The following is a 274-nucleotide window of genomic DNA, read 5'->3' on the forward strand; positions in this document are numbered from 1 at the left end:
GAAGAAATCATTAATACCTTGGCCGTACCGCCATCAATTGATCCGGCAATCGAGGTCAAGCGCCGCGTTGAATTTTTAAAGGACTATCTGAAGAAGACCGGATTAAAAACACTGGTGCTGGGCATCTCCGGTGGTCAGGACTCAAGCTTGGCGGGACGGCTTTCACAGTTGGCAGTTGAAAGCCTGCGAGCAGAAACTGCAGACGATGCCTATCGTTTTATTGCCGTCCGGCTGCCTTATGGCGAACAGGCCGATGAAGCTGATGCAATGCTTT

Annotated in this window: 1 pseudogene; it reads left to right on the forward strand. The window is 50.7% G+C overall.

What is annotated here, in order from left to right:
* A pseudogene (locus LJE08_RS13995) lies at positions 1–274 on the forward strand (hypothetical protein); the annotation flags it as partial.

Origin of the sequence: Holdemanella sp. DFI.5.55, from assembly GCF_020593575.1 — a bacterium.
GTDB classification, from domain to species: domain Bacteria; phylum Bacillota_I; class Bacilli_A; order Erysipelotrichales; family Erysipelotrichaceae; genus Holdemanella; species Holdemanella hominis.